Here is a 15,133-nt window from a genome sequence, read left to right as displayed (position 1 = left end):
TCGATAAACCATTTCCCCAAGCCTTTGCGATGCAATGGCATCACGGCGTCGCTTCGGATCCGCACAAGAATCGCAGGAATGTGATCGACCTTCGGGGTTACGCCTGTGCTGCGATGCCGCCCGCGTCCGTTCCGACAGGGCCGGGCAAGGGGATGTCGACAGCCGGAAGAACAAGTCCGGCCTTGCGCTCCATGAGCGTCGGGGATGGCACCGGTGCCTCGATGGTGCAGACCACGCCGTCCGACGCGTAGTGAAGCTTGACCTCTCCGGCGAGATCACGGGCGAGGCTGCGCTCGATCAAGCGGGAGCCGAATCCCGTCCGGGTCGGTGGTACGACGGGCGGACCGCCGCGCTCGCTCCAACGGAGGTGAAGGCGCAGCTCCGGATCCCGGATCGCCGACCAGGCGATCGCGACACGGCCGCCTTCGCGGGACAGTGCCCCGTACTTGACCGCGTTGGTCCCGAGTTCGTGAAGCGCCATGGCGATGGAGAGGGCGAAGCGCGGCGGTAGGCGCAGGGGTGGTCCGGTGACGCGGAAGCGGGAAGATTGCGGATCGCCGTTCGGCCCGTACGCATCGAGCGGTGCGATGGCGTCGGCCACCACCGTGGCGAGTTCGGCGCCTTCCCAACTCTCGCGGGTGAGCACGTCGTGAACCCGCGCCAGGGCGAGGAGGCGTGCCTCGAACGCGGCTCGCGCGGCGGCCGCGTCCTCTCCCTCGAGCCGGCGCAGGGACTGGCCGGCGATGGATTGCACGGTGGCGAGGGTGTTCTTCACCCGGTGATTGAGTTCGTGGATCAGGAGCAGGAGATGCTCCTCGGCGCGCTTGGCGTCGGTGATGTCGACATTGCATCCGGTGTAGCCGAGGAACGCCCCGGTATCGTCCTGGCGCGGCACGCCCTCGCAGCGGAGCCAGCGGATGCGCCCCGTGCGGTCAATGACGCGGACCTCGCCGCGGAACGGCTGGCGAGCCTCGAACGCCTCTCGGAACAGGGCCGTGAATCCGGGCAGGTCGTCGGCATGGACGATCCGGTGCCAGCCGTCGCCCGCGAGGGTGTGGGCCGCCGCACCGAACAGATGCTCGAAATGCATGTTGGTGAAGCTGATCTCGGCCGACGCGTCGGTCATCCAGATCAGGGCCGGCGCCGAATCGGCCATGTGCCGGAACCGCGCCTCGCTTTCCCGCAAGGCGCTCAAGCCGCGTTCGGTCTCGGCCAGGGCCCGGTCACGTTCGGTAATGCGGGTCCGCAGGCGCTCGGAGGCCTCGGCGAGGACCTCGCCGAGGCTGCGGATCTCGTTGATCGGCGAGGTGATGCGCGGGATCGCCTCGCCGCGCGCCAGGGCCGGCCCCGTCGCCGCCAGGCGCCGCAGGGGGCGCGCCACCCGAGACCACAGGCTCACGGCCAGGACCGACGAGGTCGCCAGGACGAGGAGCCCGAAGCCGCAGAACGCCCAGATCCAGCCGTGCAGGCGTGCCTCAACGAGGGATTGCGGGATGACGGCGCCCACCGTCCATCCGGTGAGCCGGGCGCGGGCCTCGACGACGGTGACGGGCCGCATCGCCCGGTCCTTGCCCTCCCAGACCCCCGGGGTACCGGTCTGCTTCTGCCGCAGGGTCGCCAGGCGTGGCTGACCGACGATGGCGTCCGCATCGGGAATGCGGGTGAGCACGATCCCGTCCCGGTCGGAGATGCCCGTGGTCCAGCCGACGATGCTCTCCCGGGCGGTGAGGGCCTGCAGACGTCCCACGGGTGCGGTGAAGCTGAGGATGTAGGCGACTTCGGTGTCGAGCATCACCGGAACCGCAATGGCGTAGGTGGCCGCCCGCGGAGTCGCTCCGTGCAGCAGCCCGGACACGACGGCCCGTTGCCCGCCCGCCGTGATCTCCCGGTCGAATGGCAGGCTCCCCTTCGGCATCGGTGCGCCAATGGGAACCGCCGTGTTGACGAGTTGCTGCCCGTCGGGCCGGCGCAGGAGGAGGTCGAGACCGACGGCGTCGCGGACGAGGCGCGCCTGCGTGTCGAAATTCGCGAACTCCGAATCCCTTAGGCGTGGCGAGGTCGCGAGGGTCTGGAGCACGGAAACGAGGCCGGCCGTATCCCGGTCCACCGATAGGGCGATGCTCCGGACGTTCTCGCGGGCATCCTGTTCGAAGCGTGCCCGCTCGGTTCCGGCGTAGCGAACGAGCAGGATCGCGGTGAACAAGAGGCCCGGCCCGATCAGCGCGACGACGAGGGCGATGAGGTAGACCTGTGTCGAGACGTCTCGGCGCCAGAGATCGGGAATGAGCCGGCCGAGACGCTTCGAGCGCCGCCGGAATCGTCCGAACCGCGTCCGCTCGGGTGGGAAGCCACCGGGCACGTGCGTGCCATCGCCGGAATGCGGCTCGGGCTCCCTCATGGGCGATCGACGTGACCGAGATCGCGCGCCGGACTGACCCGGTCCCGCACCCGTTGCTTCAGGGCCTTCACGTCCGGAAAGCCGCCATCCAGCGTTCGGTCCCAGATGGTGTCGGGGCCGCAGGCGATGATGAATACGCCTCCGGTTCCGGGAATCAGGGCGACCTCCCCGAGATCGTCCCGGAAGGTGGAGAGCAGTTCCTGGGCCATCCAGGCTGCACGCAGGAGCCACTGGCACTGCGTGCAGTAGGTAATGGAGACCCTCGGCTTCTCTTGCGGGGCGAGTGCAGTACCGTCCATGCCCGGCACAGCGCACCGAACCTCCCTGCCTTGTCAACAGCGCGACGGCTGCGGCGCGGAGGTCTGGAGGAGGTATTTTCGAGGTCGTACCGAGGCCTCCGGCACGCGTTTCCCGAGGCGTATGTCGGGCCGGGCCCTTCCCGTGCCTGCGGTCATGCCTATCTGTCGCAGGGCAGTGCGGTTCCGCACGTCGTTGCCCCCGGGAGTCTCGTTCATGCAGCTTGGCGCCGCCCTTTCGGCCGGACCCTCCGTCTTCGGTCGGATCCGCACGGCATTCGTCGCCTTGGCGCTCGCGACCGCCCTCGCGGGATGCGGCGCCATCAACCGGGTGCCGACCCTCGAGGAGAGTGCCAAATCGTCGTGGAGCGAGGTGCAGAACCAGTACCAGCGCCGGGCTGACCTGATCCCCAATCTCGTCGAGACGGTGAAGGGCTACGCCCAGCAGGAAAAGGACGTGCTCGTCGGCGTCACCGAGGCGCGGGCCAAGGCTTCCAGCGTCAAGGTCGACGCCTCGACGGTGACCGATCCGCAGAAGTTCAAGGAATTCCAAGATGCCCAGAACCAGCTTTCGGGTGCCCTCGGACGCCTGCTGGTGACGGTGGAACGCTATCCCGACATCAAATCGAACCAGAACTTCCTTGCCCTGCAGTCGCAGCTCGAGGGCACCGAGAACCGGATCGCCGTGGCGCGCCGCGACTACATCGGCGCGGTGCAGGCCTACAACACGGAGGTCCGGACGATTCCCGGACGCTGGATCGCGGCGTGGTTCTATCCCGAGGCCAAGCCGATGGAGACCTTCACGGCGACGCCGAATTCCGAGCGGCCGCCGAACGTGAAGTTTTAGACGTTCATGCCGGTGATCCCGGGGCGAGGATTGCGTGCCGTCCTTCTTGGGCTCGCCTTCGTGTTCCAGGCGGGACTGGCGCTCGCGGCCGATCCGTCCTTCCCAGCACTGACCGGACGGGTCGTCGACGCGGCCGGTATCCTGAAACCGGAGGATCGCGCCGGCCTCGAATCGAAGCTCAAGGCCTACGAGGACAAGACCTCCGATCAGGTCGTGGTCGCCACGGTGCCGGACCTCCAGGGCCTGACGGTGGAGGATTACGCCAACCGCCTGTTCCGGTATTGGGCCCTCGGCCAGAAGAAGATCGACAACGGCGCTTTGCTTATCGTGGCACCCAAGGACCGCAAGGTTCGTATCGAGGTCGGATACGGTCTCGAGGGAGCCCTGACGGATGCCCTGTCGAAGGTGATCATCACCACGGCGATCGCCCCACGCTTCAAGGATGGGGATTACGTCGGTGGTCTGAACGCCGGCACCGATGCCATGCTGTCGATCCTGTCCGGAGATGCCGAGACATGGCATCGCAAGGCCGAGATCCGCCGCGACGAGGCCGACCCCGGCCAAGTCATCGTCTTCATCGTCATCTTCCTGGTGATCCTGTTTCTCGCCTACCGGATGAATCGTGGGCGGCGCGGCGGCGGTTTCGTCATCCTTCCCGGCCCGTCCACCGGCGGGTGGAGCGGCGGCGTTTCGGGCGGCTTCGGTGATGGCGGCGGATTTTCGGGTGGGGGCGGTTCGTCGGGTGGCGGAGGAGCCTCGGGTGACTGGTAAGCCGATCCTGGACTGCGCGGCACGAACGCGGATCGCCGAAGCCGTCAGCCGTGCGGAAGCCGCGACATCGGGCGAGATCGTCGTCCTGGTCGCGGCCCGCGCGGGATCCTACCGGTCGGCGCCCTTGGCTTTCGCCCTGGTCTGCGGCCTCCTCGTGCCCTGGCCGCTGATCCTGCTGACGCCGTGGAGCGCCGTCTCCATCGCCCTCGGGCAGGCCGTCGTCGTTCTCGCGGCCCTGGCGGCCGGTTTGCACCCGCGCCTGCGGATGGTTCTCGTGCCGCGCGCGATCCGCCGGGCCCGGGCGCATGATGCGGCGCGGCGGGAATTCTGTTCGCGGGGGCTGGCACGGACGCCGGAGCGCACCGGGGTGCTCATCTTTCTCGCCTGCGCCGAGGGGCATGCCGAGATCGTGGCCGATTCCGGGATCGCCGCTCGGGTTCCGTCCGCCGCCTGGAACGCTTCCATCGGTGCGCTGCTCGGAGCCCTGCGCCGGGGTGAGATGGAGGCTGGTCTCATCGCCGCCGTGGTGGATGTCGGGGCGATTCTCGCGGCCGAACTGCCGGAGCGCGGCGGCGGACCTGACCTTCTGCCGAACCGGGTGATCGTGGTCGATTGATTCGCCGGACGTGGGCGGGCTGGTGACACTCTGCAAATGATGTTTGCGGATCGCGCGAGATGTCTGGCCCTCGCCGTCGAATTGCGTAACAAGGGGGCTTGACGATCTGCCAGCAAGGACAGGTCGCAGGAGCGAGACGTCGATGAGTGCGATCACCAAGCACGGGCCATGGGCCCTCGTCGGAGCGTTGGGCGCGGCCGCCCTCGCCATCGTTGCCACGACCCGGGGCGAGACGGTCAACGCTCTCTGGATCGTCGTGGCGGCGGTCTGCACCTACCTGATCGCGTACCGCTACTACTCGCTCTTCATTTCCAGCAAGGTCATGCGCCTGGACGATACGCGCCAGACGCCCGCCCACGTGCACAACGACGGTCTCGATTACGTCCCCACGAACCGCAACGTGCTGTTCGGGCACCATTTCGCCGCCATCGCGGGCGCCGGGCCCCTGGTCGGCCCCGTGCTCGCCGCGCAGATGGGGTACCTGCCTGGCCTGCTCTGGATCCTCGCGGGTGTGGTTCTCGCCGGCGCCGTGCAGGACTTCATGATCCTGTTCATCTCGATGCGCCGCGACGGCCGCTCGCTCGGTGAATTGATCCGCGCCGAACTCGGCACCATTCCGGGCGTCATCGCCCTGTTCGGCACCTTCATGATCATGGTGATCCTCCTCGCCGTGCTGGCGATGATCGTCGTGAAAGCTCTGGCCGAGAGCCCATGGGGCACCTTCACCGTCGCCGCGACGATCCCGATCGCCATGATGATGGGCCTCTATGCCCGCTACATCCGCCCCGGGAAGGTCGGCGAGGTCTCGATCCTCGGCTTCGTGTTGCTGATGCTCGCCATCGTGTACGGCGGCAACGTCGCGGCCGATCCGTATTGGGGCCCGTTCTTCACCTTCACCGGTACCCAGCTCACCTGGATGCTCATCGGCTACGGCTTCGTCGCTTCGATCCTTCCGGTCTGGCTGCTCCTCGCCCCGCGCGACTACCTCTCGACCTTCCTCAAGATCGGTACCATCGTCGGCCTGGCGCTCGGCATCGTCTACGTCGCCCCGCACATGAAGATGCCGGCGGTCACCAAGTTCGTCGACGGGTCCGGTCCGGTCTGGGCCGGCACGCTGTTCCCGTTCCTCTTCATCACCATCGCGTGCGGCGCGGTGTCGGGCTTCCACGCCCTGATCTCGTCGGGCACCACCCCCAAGCTCATCGAACGGGAATCCGACGCACGCTTCATCGGCTACGGCGGCATGCTCATGGAGAGCTTCGTGGCCGTCATGGCCCTGGTCTCGGCCAGCGTCATCGAGCCGGGTATCTACTTCACCATGAACTCGCCCGCCGGCCTCGTCGGCACGACGCCGGAGAGCGCCGCCGCCGCGGTGACGAAACTCGACCCGGCCTTTGCGATCACCGCCGAACAGATCGCCCAGACTGCCGTCGACGTCGGCGAGCACTCGATCATCTCCCGCGCCGGCGGTGCGCCGACCCTCGCGGTCGGCATGGCGCACATCATCTCCTCCGCCATCGGCGGCAAGGCCATGATGGCGTTCTGGTACCATTTCGCCATCCTGTTCGAAGCCTTGTTCATCCTGACCGCCGTGGACGCGGGCACCCGGGCCGGCCGCTTCATGCTGCAGGATCTCCTCGGGCTGATCTCACCGACGTTCAAGGACACCACGGCCTGGGCGCCCAGCATCCTGGCCACCGCGCTGTGCGTCGGCGCCTGGGGCTACTTCCTCTACCAGGGCGTCACCGATCCGCTCGGCGGCATCTACACCCTGTGGCCGCTGTTCGGCATCTCGAACCAAATGCTGGCCGCCGTGGCCCTGACGCTCGCCACCGTGGTGATCTTCAAAATGAAGCGCGAGCGCTACGCCTTCGTCACGATCATCCCCACCGTGTGGCTGTGCATCTGCACCCTCACCGCCGGCTGGCAGAAGATCTTCTCGGCGGACCCCAAGATCGGCTTCCTGTCGCATGCCGACCGCTTCTCGGCGGCGATCGCCGAGGGCAAGGTGCTGGCTCCGGCCAAGAACATGGCCGACATGCACAAGATCGTCTTCAACGACCGCATCGACGCGGCCCTCGCGGTGATGTTCGTCGGGCTGGTGGTGGCCATCGGCGTCTTCGGCATCAAGGCTTGCGTGAAGGCCTATCGCGCCGATCGCTGGACAGCCCTGGAGAGCGGCGGCCCCGCCGCCGTCGCAGCGGAGTAGGCACCATGGCGCTGTCGTCGATGGAGTTGCGGGACCGTCTCAAGACCTTCTCGAAATGCGTCTGCGACGGCGCCCGCCTCATGGTCGGGCAGGGTGATTACGAGGCCTATGCCAGCCACATCCGCAGGACGCATGCGGATCAGGAGCCGATGAGCGAGCGGGATTTTTTCCGAAACCGCGAGAATGCCCGCTTCGGAGTGGGGAACCGGAACGGCTTTCGTTGCTGTTGAGGACACCCCACCCGATCCGTATCTAGCGTACGGGCGCCCGATCGGGCGCCTGTGTCGCGCCGGTCAGCATTCATCCCGAAACAAATCCCCTGCATCCAGTATCCATGGGTCCCGGCTGGCAGCCTGTGCGACCACGGCTGAGCGCTCGTTCGTGGAGACGGCATGGGTCTCGTTCAATACGCGCTGAAGTTCCGGATCACGATCTACGTGCTCGCCGTGCTGATGATGCTCGGCGGGGCGGCGGCTGTGGTGGTGGCGCCGAAGGACGTGCTGCCCACCGTGGATATTCCGGTGGTCGTGGTGGTGTGGACCTATAACGGGCTCTCCACCTCCGAGATGGAACGGCGCATCACCACCTACGCCGAGTTCTCGCTCTCCAACAACGTCAACAACATCGCCCGTATGGAATCGACCACCCTGCAGGGTACGGCGATTCAGAAGATCTATTTTGACGGGGCCGTGAGCATCGATCTCGCCATCGCCCAGACCGTCTCGGCGATGAATTCCATCCGCGCGACCATGCCGCCTGGTGTTCAGCCGCCCATCGTCCTGCGATTCTCGGCCTCCTCCGTACCGGTCATCCAGCTCTCCCTCGCCTCCGACCGCGAGAGCCTGACCAAGGTCTACGACTACGCCCAATACCGCATCCGCCAACGCCTGACCCAGGTGCCGGGCTCGACCCTTCCGTCGCCCTTCGGCGGCACGCCGCGCCAGATCATGGTCGATCTGGACCTTCACGCGCTCCAGGCGCTCGGGCTCACGGCACTCGACGTCACCAACGCCGTCACCGCTCAGAACCTCACGGTGCCCTCGGGCCTCGCCAAGATCGGCGAGCAACAATACCCGATTCAGCTCAATGCCTCGCCCGACGCCATCGACGCCTTGAACCAGATCCCCATCCGTGTGGTGGGTGGCCAGCCGATCCTGGTGCGCGACGTGGCTCACGTCCGCGACGGCGGTCCGCCGCAGGTCAATATCGTGCGCGCCGACGGTGTGCATTCGGTGCTGATGCGGATTTTCAAGAACGGAACCGCCTCGACCCTCGACGTCGTCAACAACGTCAAGAAGGCGCTCCCCGATATCCGCGCCGCCGCCCCCGAGGGCATGACCCTCAAGCCCCTGTTCGACCAGTCGGTCTTCGTCTCGGCCGCCATCGAGGGGGTGATCCACGAGGCGGTGATCGCCGCGGCGCTGACGGGCCTCACCATCCTGCTGTTCCTCGGCTCCTGGCGCTCCACCATCGTGGTGCTGGTCTCGATTCCCCTCTCGATCCTCACGTCGCTCGCCATCCTCGCCGCACTCGGCGAGACCATCAACGTGATGACGCTCGGCGGCTTGGCGCTGGCCGTCGGCATCCTCGTCGACGACGCGACGGTGGCCATCGAGAACACCTATCGGCTGTTCGAGGAGGGTGAGCCGTTCCGGAAATCCGTGGTCGAGGGTGCGGCCGGCATCGCCAAGCCGGCCTTGATCTCGACGCTGTCGATCTGCGCCGCCTTCGTGTCGGTCTTCGCGCTGACCGACACGCCCAAGTACCTGTTCACGCCCCAGGCGCTGGCGGTCGTGTTCGCGATGCTGACTTCCTACGTCCTGTCGCGCACCCTGGTGCCGGTGCTCATCGATGTCCTGGTGGCGCGCGAATACGCCGAGCGCCATGGCGGCGGCGGCGCGCCTCCACGCCGGGGCCGCATCGCTCGCGCCCTCGCTTGGCTCGGCCGTCCTTTCCTGCGGCTCGCCGGCTGGATCGGCCACGGGTTCGAGGCGCGTTTCACCCGCTTCCACCGCGGCTATGTCGGCCTCTTGCACGTCGTGCTGGCCCGGCGCGTCGCGACTCTCGCGGTGGTCGCCTGCGTGCTCGCGGGCTCGGCGGGCCTGTTCACCTTCGTCGGCCAGGACTACTTCCCGCAGGTGGCGTCGAGCCAGATGACCCTACATTTGCGCACCCGCCCGGGCATGCGGATCGAAACGGCGGAGCAGGTGTTCGCCGACGTCTCGCGCGTGGTCCGGGAAGTGATTCCCGAGGGTGAGATCGATCAGATCCTCGACAACATCGGCCTGCCGTCGAATAACTACAACTTCGCCTTCTCGGATGGTTCGTTCGTCGCCTACAACGACGGTCAGATGTTGATCAATCTCAAGGAAGGTCACGGATCCGTCGCCGATTATACGAAGCAATTGCGCGAGGTGCTGCGCGAGCGCTTTCCCGACGTAGTGTTCTACTTCCAACCTTCGGACATCATCACCCAGATTCTCAACTTCGGCACCCTGGCGCAGATCGACATCCAGGTTTCCGGCCGCAACACCGCGAAGGATCTGGAGGTCGCACAGAACATCGTCCGTCGGCTCAGGGCGACGCGCGGAGCCGTCGACGTCCATCTCCATCAAATCGTCGGTACGCCGCAATTCTTCGTCGACGTCGATCGCAAGCTCGCCTCGGAGCTCGGCCTGACCCAGCAGCAGATCGCGCAGGGGCTCAACGTCTCCCTATCGGGCTCTTTCCAGGTGACGCCGAACTTCTGGACAGACCCGAAGACCGGTATTCCTTATCAACTCTGGGTCCAGACCCCGGAATTCCGCAACGACTCCCTCACCGCCCTAGAGAACACACCGCTCCTCGTTCAGGGCGGTCCGGAGGCCCCCGGCGTGCTGACGCTGCTCTCCAGCGTCTCGACCATGCGGCGCGAGGGCACCCAGACGGTCATCAACCACGTCAACACCCAGCCGACCTTCAACGTCTACGCGGCGGTTCAGGATTCGGATCTCGGGTCCGTGGCGAAGGAGATCCGCGCCATCGTGGCGGACGAACAGAAGGGCCTGCCGGCGCCGGACAAGATCACCGTCCGGGGCCAGATCGAGAGCATGCAATCGGCCTTCACGCGGCTCCAGGTCGGCCTCGCCATCGCGCTGGTGGCCGTCTACCTGCTGATGGCCGTGAACTTCCAGAGCTGGGGCGACCCCTTCGTGGTGCTGGCGGCCCTGCCGCTCGCCTTCTGTGGTATCGTCGCCAGCTTGTTCATCACCGGGACGACGATCTCGATTCCCTCGCTGTTCGGAGCGATCATGTCGGTCGGCATCGCGTCGGCCAACTCGATCCTCCTCGTCACCTTCGCGAAGGAACACCGGGAAGCCACGGGATGCAGCGCGGTGGAGGCCGCGCTCATCGCCGGCGAGACCCGTCTGCGCCCGGTGCTGATGACGGCGGGCGCCATGTTCCTCGGCCTCATCCCCATGGCGCTCGGCACGGGGGAGGGCGGTGAGCAGAACGCTGCCCTCGCCCGCGCCGTGATGGGGGGCATCGCCGTCGGTACCCCCTCGACGCTGCTGTTCGTGCCGTTCCTCTACGCGCTCCTGCGCCGGGGCGAGGTTCGGCCCCTGGAGGATTACGCGTGACCCACAGCCCCCGCGACCCGTCCGACGTGCCGCCGCCGCCCCGCGCCGGCCCGTTCGTCCTCGTCGGCCTCGGGATCGCCGGGCTCCTGGCCTGGGGCGGCTACGGCCAGTGGCAGCAGCGCGCCGCCGCCACGGAAACCCAGCGCAGGATCGACACCCACGTGCCGCGCCTGCGCACGGCCACGGTGGATCGGGCCGACAAGCCCATGGAGATCACCCTGCCGGGCCAGACCGATGCCTTCGCGCGGGCGGCGCTCTACGCCCGCGCCACCGGGTACATCGCCGAGCGCCGCGTCGACATCGGCTCCCGCGTGCGCAAGGGCGACATCCTCCTGCGAATCGCCGCACCCGACCTCGACCAGCAGCTCGCGCAGGCCGAGGCGCAGGTCGGGCAGCTCGAGGCGCAACTCCTCCAGGCCCGCGCCATGGTCGATCAGGCCAAGGCCAACGTCGGCCTCGCCAACGTCACCAATTCCCGAACCTCGACCCTCGCCGGCCAGGGCTGGGCCTCGAAACAGAACGCCGACAATTCCCAGGCGAGCGTGCTGAGCCAGACCGCGACCCTCGCCTCGGCCCAGGCCGGCGTGAAGGTGGCCGAGGCCAACATCAAGGCGCAGACCGCCACGGTCGACCGCCTGAAGGCGCTGACGGGTTTCAAGGATATCGTCGCGCCCTTCGACGGGGTGATCACCACACGGGGCGTCGATGTCGGCGACCTCGTCCACGCCGACGGCACCGGCACGGCCCTTCTCGCCATGGACCGCGACGACGTCCTGCGCGTCTCCGTCAACGTGCCCCAGAGTGCGGCGGGGGGGATTCGCGAGGGATTAGATGCCGCCGTCCGCGTACCGCAGATGCCCAGCCGCGTGTTCTCGGGCAAGGTCGAGCGCAGCTCCGTCGCCCTTCTGTTGTCGTCGCGCACCCTGACCACGCAGGTCGACGTCCCGAACGCCGATCTGACGCTTCGCGCGGGCCTCTATGTCTCCGTGACCTTCAAGGTGCCGCGCACGCAATCAGTCGCGGTGATCCCGGCGGAGGCCATGGTTTTCAATCAGCGCGGCACCCAAGTGGCGATCGCGGGCGACGACGGGCAGGCGCGCTGGCGCAACGTCCATGTCCAGCGCGATCTCGGCACGGTCCTGGAGATCGACCGGGGGCTGGAGGGTGGTGAGCAGATCGTCCTCAGCCCACCCGCCGACCTGCGCGACGGCCAGAGAATCGAGCGGCAGGTTCCCAAGACCGACGACAAGCCCGTGACGGCGGCGGCGCGCTAACGCGGCTCTGGCGGTTGCGCTCGTCCATCTCGGCGTAGAGAAAGCGGTCCCGAGGCCGCGGCGCGGCCCGCCCAGGACCGATTTCGCCGATCATGCCCGTTCAGGACCCGTCGCAGCCCGACGATCGCGCCCGTTTCGCCTCCATCACCGCCGCCATCGTCTGTGTCGCCGTCGTCGGCATCGGTCTCAGCCTCACCATCCCGCTCCTGTCCATCGAGATGGCACGGATGGGTGCGTCGAGCACTCTGATCGGCATCAACACTGCCGTGGCCGGCCTCGCCAGTATCCTCACGGTTCCGTTCGTCCCGCGCGTGGCGGCGCGCATCGGCGTGGTCCGTTTGCTGGTCCTGTCGTTGGGGCTCGGCGCTCTCATGCTCACGGGCTTCAAGCTGTTCCAGGACATCGCCTGGTGGTTTCCCCTGCGGTTCGTGTTCTCGGCCACCCTCGGCGTCCTGTTCGTCCTGTCCGAGTTCTGGATCAGCGAGGCCGCCCCGCCGGCCCGGCGCGGGTTGGTGATGGGCATCTACGCCACCGTGCTGGCCCTTGGCTTCGCCGTCGGCCCGACCCTGCTCGCCCTCCTCGGCACCGAAGGTTACGCGCCCTACCTCGCCGGGTCGTGCCTGTTCCTCGTCGCCATGGTCCCGCTGCTGCTGGCGCGCGGCCTCTCGCCGGAGATCGGGCACGGCGGCAGTCGTTCGATCCTGGCGTATCTGCGCCTCGCGCCGGCAGCGACCGGGGCCGCCCTGGTCTACGGTGCCGTCGAGACCGGGGGCTTCGCGATCCTGCCGCTTTACGGCCTGCGCCTCGGCTACGACGCGCAGACGGCGGCCAGTCTCGTCTCGGTCCTGGCCCTCGGCAACGTCGTGTTCCAGATCCCGTTCGGCTGGCTCGCCGACCGCATCGACCGGCGCATCGTCCTCCTGGCCTCGGCCCTGTGCGGAGCCCTCGGCTCAATCCTGATTCCCGTCGCCTCGGCGTCCTTTCCGACGCTCTTGGTGCTCCTCTTCGTCTGGGGCGGCTTGGCCGGCACGCTCTACACCGTGGGGCTGGCCCAGCTCGGCGCCAGCGTGCGCGGGCCGGAACTCGCCGGGGCCAACGCGGCCTTCGTGCTCCTCTACAATGTCGGCCTCATGGTCGGCCCCCCGATCATCGGCGGCGGCATGGACCTCGTGCCGCCCCAGGGCTTCGCCTACAGCCTCTGCGTCCTGTTCCTCGCCTATGCGGGACTCGTGGCTTGGCGCCTGCAAGGCTATCCCCGGCCTTGACGAACCCGGTCCGATGGGGCAATCACGCGCCGGTATTCAGCCGGCTCGGGCCGGCCCTTTTGCGTTTCGCTGATGCGGAATGCCGCCATCACAGGAGCGCCGCGCCATGGCCAAGGCCGTCACCGTCAAAGTCAAGCTGATCTCGACCGCCGACACGGGTTACTTTTACGTCACGAAGAAGAATTCCCGCACGCAGACCGAGAAGCTCTCCATGAAGAAGTACGACCCCGTCGTGCGTAAGCATGTCGACTTCAAGGAAACCAAGATCAAGTAAGCCGATCGCCGCATAGCGCCGGCCATCGGGCCGCTTCCTCGCTAGGGGAGGCGGCTTTTTTGTTGGGCCGCGGCCAGACTGTCACGGTTGAAGCCGGGCGAGGTTCGGGCGATGGAGGGCGCACAATGCTGCCATTGCCGGAACCCGCATCCATGACTCAGGAATTCGACGTCGATCTGTTCGTCATCGGCGGCGGCTCCGGCGGTGTGCGAGCCGCCCGCATCGCATCCGGCTACGGCGCGCGGGTCCAACTCGCCGAGGAATACCGGGTCGGTGGCACCTGCGTGATCCGGGGCTGCGTCCCGAAGAAGCTCATGGTCTATGCCAGCCGGTTCCGCGACGAGTTCGAGGATGCCGCCGGCTTTGGCTGGACCGTGCCCGAGCCGCGCTTCGACTGGAGCGTGATGAAACGGCGGCGCGACGCCGAGGTCCTGCGGCTGGAGGGCATCTACGGTACCAATCTGGGCAAGGCCGGCGTCGAGATCGTGCATGAGCGTGCGGTGATCGAGGATGCCCACACGGTGCGCCTTGCCTCCGGGCGGCGGGTGCGGGCGAAGGTCATCCTCGTCGCCGTGGGCGCGCATCCGGTGAAAGTCCCGGAGGTGCCGGGCTGCGAGCTCGCCATCACCTCCAACGAGGTCTTCGAGCTGGAAAGCCTCCCGGAACGCATCCTCGTTGTCGGTGGCGGCTACATCGCGGTGGAGTTCGCCGGCGTGTTCGCGGCGCTCGGCTCGAAGACCACCCTGGCTCATCGCGGCGACCGGCTCCTGCGCGGCTTCGACGACGAGATCCGCGACGCCCTCGACGAGGCTTACGCCAGGCGCATGGACTTGCGCCTCGGCATCAGCGTCGAGCGCCTGGAGCGCGTCGCTGGCGGCCTCGGCGTGACCCTGAGCGACGGCACGACGCTCGAGGTGGATCAGGTTCTCTACGCCACGGGCCGGCGCCCGAAGGTCGAAGGCCTCGGGTTGGAATCCGTCGGGATCACCCTCGACGAGGCCGGGGCGATCCCCGTCGACGCGCTCTCCCAGACCTGCGTGCCTTCGATCTACGCCGTCGGCGACGTGACCGACCGCGCGGCGCTGACCCCCATCGCCATTCGCGAAGGCCACGCCTTCGCCGACACGGTGTTCGGGGACAAATCGTGGGCCGTCGATCACGACCTCATCCCCACGGCCGTGTTCTCGACGCCGGAGATCGGCGTCGTCGGCCACAACGAGAGCACGGCGCGGGAGCGCTACGGAAAGATCGACGTCTACCGGTCGAGCTTCCGCCCGATGAAGGCGACGCTGTCGGGCCGCGATGAGAAGGTCCTGATGAAAGTGATCGTCGATTGCGCCAGCGACCGAGTGGTCGGCGTCCACATCCTCGGGCACGATGCCGGCGAGATCATTCAGGCGGTGGGCATCGCGGTCACCATGGGCGCCACCAAGGCTGATTTCGATCGTACCATCGCGGTCCACCCGACCGCCGGCGAGGAGCTCGTCACCATGCGCTCGCCCGTGGTCACCAAGCATCCGGAAGCGGTCGGTTAGCGGGGTCGGCGCGCACCTGGCGTCGCAG

12 protein-coding genes are annotated in these 15,133 nt (G+C 67.5%); 10 read left to right on the top strand and 2 right to left on the bottom strand.

Features of this window, described 5'->3' with window-relative positions; translation table 11 throughout:
• Positions 1–97: 97 nt before the first annotated feature.
• Together ASF27_RS19285 and ASF27_RS19280 are read right to left on the bottom strand one after the other, a co-directional pair.
• On the bottom strand, positions 98–2,398 hold the full coding sequence (locus ASF27_RS19285; RefSeq protein ID WP_082479358.1) for an HWE histidine kinase domain-containing protein: 2,301 nt from the start codon (positions 2,396–2,398) through the stop codon (positions 98–100).
• A complete protein-coding gene (locus tag ASF27_RS19280) occupies positions 2,395–2,697 on the bottom strand; it encodes a SelT/SelW/SelH family protein (protein WP_056304346.1) in 303 nt (100 codons plus the stop codon). The genes ASF27_RS19285 and ASF27_RS19280 overlap by 4 nt, the downstream gene beginning before the upstream one ends.
• A 214-nt stretch (positions 2,698–2,911) precedes the next feature.
• Between ASF27_RS19280 and ASF27_RS19275 the strand changes: the two genes are divergently transcribed.
• From ASF27_RS19275 to gor, 10 genes are all read left to right on the top strand, one after another.
• Positions 2,912–3,541: a LemA family protein gene (locus ASF27_RS19275; protein WP_056362607.1), complete on the top strand. Its 630-nt coding sequence runs from the start codon at positions 2,912–2,914 to the stop codon at positions 3,539–3,541.
• Between the two features lie 6 nt (positions 3,542–3,547).
• A complete protein-coding gene (locus ASF27_RS19270; RefSeq protein WP_056362604.1) occupies positions 3,548–4,312 on the top strand; it encodes a TPM domain-containing protein in 765 nt (254 codons plus the stop codon).
• The gene (locus tag ASF27_RS19265; protein WP_056362601.1) at positions 4,302–4,928 is read left to right on the top strand and encodes a hypothetical protein; all 627 of its coding nucleotides are present in this window, start codon (positions 4,302–4,304) and stop codon (positions 4,926–4,928) included. Before ASF27_RS19270 ends, ASF27_RS19265 begins: the two co-directional genes overlap by 11 nt.
• Before the next feature lie 142 nt (positions 4,929–5,070).
• On the top strand, positions 5,071–7,137 hold the full coding sequence (locus ASF27_RS19260; protein ID WP_056175991.1) for a carbon starvation CstA family protein: 2,067 nt from the start codon (positions 5,071–5,073) through the stop codon (positions 7,135–7,137).
• Positions 7,138–7,142: 5 nt separating this feature from the next.
• The gene (locus ASF27_RS19255) at positions 7,143–7,367 is read left to right on the top strand and encodes a YbdD/YjiX family protein (protein WP_056362598.1); all 225 of its coding nucleotides are present in this window, start codon (positions 7,143–7,145) and stop codon (positions 7,365–7,367) included.
• A gap of 162 nt (positions 7,368–7,529) precedes the next feature.
• Positions 7,530–10,757 carry an efflux RND transporter permease subunit gene (locus ASF27_RS19250; protein WP_056304341.1) on the top strand — a complete coding sequence of 1,076 codons (3,228 nt, stop codon included), beginning with the start codon at positions 7,530–7,532 and terminating at the stop codon, positions 10,755–10,757.
• On the top strand, positions 10,754–12,031 hold the full coding sequence (locus ASF27_RS19245) for an efflux RND transporter periplasmic adaptor subunit (RefSeq protein ID WP_056362595.1): 1,278 nt from the start codon (positions 10,754–10,756) through the stop codon (positions 12,029–12,031). The genes ASF27_RS19250 and ASF27_RS19245 overlap by 4 nt, the downstream gene beginning before the upstream one ends.
• Before the next feature lie 92 nt (positions 12,032–12,123).
• Positions 12,124–13,296, top strand: a complete 1,173-nt coding sequence (locus ASF27_RS19240; protein ID WP_056362592.1) for an MFS transporter — start codon at positions 12,124–12,126, stop codon at positions 13,294–13,296.
• 106 nt (positions 13,297–13,402) lie between these two features.
• Complete coding sequence (rpmG, locus tag ASF27_RS19235; RefSeq protein ID WP_018044575.1) at positions 13,403–13,570, top strand: 50S ribosomal protein L33; 168 nt, start codon at positions 13,403–13,405, stop codon at positions 13,568–13,570.
• Between the two features lie 152 nt (positions 13,571–13,722).
• Complete coding sequence (gor, locus tag ASF27_RS19230) at positions 13,723–15,105, top strand: glutathione-disulfide reductase (protein WP_056362589.1); 1,383 nt, start codon at positions 13,723–13,725, stop codon at positions 15,103–15,105.
• The last annotated feature ends 28 nt before the right edge of the window (positions 15,106–15,133 follow it).

The organism is Methylobacterium sp. Leaf102 (assembly GCF_001422425.1).
Taxonomy (GTDB): domain Bacteria; phylum Pseudomonadota; class Alphaproteobacteria; order Rhizobiales; family Beijerinckiaceae; genus Methylobacterium.
Note: the sequence above shows the minus strand (reverse complement) of the source record. Positions and strands in the feature narration are given on the sequence as shown.